The organism is Herbaspirillum sp. B65, from assembly GCF_000333555.1.
GTDB lineage: Bacteria > Pseudomonadota > Gammaproteobacteria > Burkholderiales > Burkholderiaceae_D > Herbaspirillum > Herbaspirillum rubrisubalbicans.
On record NZ_BADI01000653.1, the window covers coordinates 1 to 1924 of the forward strand.

General features: G+C 63.5%; 1 protein-coding gene and 1 pseudogene. One reads left to right on the forward strand and one right to left on the reverse strand.

Features of this window, described 5'->3' with window-relative positions; translation table 11 throughout:
* Positions 1–974: LysR family transcriptional regulator (locus I5W_RS15405; RefSeq protein WP_148289120.1), on the forward strand; the 974-nt coding region annotated here is incomplete at its 5' end.
* A 55-nt stretch (positions 975–1029) separates the two neighbouring features.
* On the opposite strand, the pseudogene I5W_RS15410 reads toward I5W_RS15405, so the two are convergent.
* Positions 1030–1924 (reverse strand): annotated as a pseudogene (locus I5W_RS15410) (MFS transporter); the annotation flags it as partial.

Genomic DNA, 1924 nt, shown 5'->3' on the forward strand with positions numbered 1-1924 from the left:
CCACCCGCCTGCTGCAAGCCTCCCTGGCGCTGGCCGATTGCCGCCACTTCGGCCACGCGGCCGAGCGCTGCCATGTCTCGCAATCGGCCTTCAGCGCCATGATCCAGAAGCTGGAAGCCGCGACCGGTGCGCGCCTGTTCGAGCGCGACACGCGCAATGTAAGCTTGACCCCCGAGGGTGAATTGTTCGTACAGGTGGCGCGCCAACTGGTGACGGACATCGAAGCCGCCTTGGCCGACATGAGCGACTACGTCGCCCGGCGCAAGGGCAGGGTGGCCATTGCCGCCTTGCCCTCACTGGCGGCGGGTTGGCTGCCGCCGGTGCTGGCCGATTATCGGCAGCGCTATCCAGGCGTCACCGTGGAATTGTTCGACGCCATCTCCGATCATTGCCTGGACCTGCTGCGCCAGGGCAAGGCCGATATCGCCCTCACCGCGGCGGGGCCGAATCTGGTGGAGTTCGATACCCGTGCGCTCTGTTCGGACCCGTTCTACCTGGTCTGCCGCCACGACCACAAGCTGGCCGGCAAGCGCCGTATCAAAGTGGCGCAACTGGCCGGTTGCGAGATGATCCACCTGGCCCGCTCCACCAGTGTGCGCCAGCATCTGGATGCAGTACTGCGCCCCGGTGGCGTGATCCATACCGGGCTGGAAGTGGAACACCTGGCCACCGTCGCGGCCCTCATCGAAAGCGGCCTGGGGGTGAGCGTGGTGCCGGAGTTGACCCTGTTCCAGTTCCGCCTGCCCAAGCTGGTGGCGATCCCGCTGGAGGCGCCCGAATTGAGGCGGTCGCTCTTGATCGTCACGCCCAAGGAACGCAGCTTGTCGATGGCGGCGCAGGGCTTGCTGGAGTTGATACGGCAGAAGGCGGAAGGACGTGCGCCAGGCGGTCAGGACGGCAATGACAAGGACGATGCCCCAACAACAAGCCCCGCGACCAGGCGCGGGGCCATGAAAAAGACCGGACGGAATTGATTTCCGTCCGGTCCAGGTTTGTTGCAGTCAGGTCTGACGCGTTTGGTCGTGGGGCTTAGTCGTGGATGTTGTTACGCACGGTTTCCTTGACGAACAGCATACCGATCACGAAGGTGATCATGGCGATCACGATCGGATACCACAGGCCGTAGTAGATGTCGCCCTTGAAGGCCACCAGCGCGAAGGAGGTGGTGGGCAGCAGGCCGCCGAACCAGCCGTTGCCGATGTGGTAGGGCATGGACATGGAGGTGTAGCGGATGCGGGTCGGGAACATTTCCACCAGGCAGGCGGCAATCGGGCCGTAGACCATGGTCACGTAGATCACCAGGATGAACAGCAGCAGCAGGACCATGGGCTTGTTCATCTGCTCAGGATCAGCCTTGCTGGGATAGCCGGCAGCCTTGATGTCGTCGGCCAGATCCTTGGACAATTGCTTGTCCTTGGCAGCAGCATCTTCCTTGGACAGGCCAGCGGCGTCATAGGAGGTGATGACGCGCTCGCCGATCTTGACGGTGGCTACCGAACCCGGGGCACCAGCCACGTTCTGGTAGTTCACCGAAGCAGCCGACAGCTTGGCCTTGACGATGTCGCACGAGGAAGTGAACTTCTTGGTACCGGTCGGGTTGAACTGGAACTGGCAGCTGGCCGGGTCGGCGGTGACGATCACCGGCGACTTTTGCAGGGCGGCTTCCAGCGCCGGGTTGGCGAAGTGGGTCAGGCCGTTGAAGATCGGGAAGTAGGTCACGGCGGCGATCAGGCAACCACCCAGGATGATGGGCTTGCGGCCGATCTTGTCGGACAGCGAACCGAAGAACAGGAAGAAGGGCGTGGCCAGCAGCAGGGCCAGGGCGATCAGGATGTTGGCGGTGGCGCCGTCGACCTTGAGCGTCTGGGTCAGGAAGAACAGGGCGTAGAACTGGCCGGTGTACCACACCACGGCTTGACCGGCG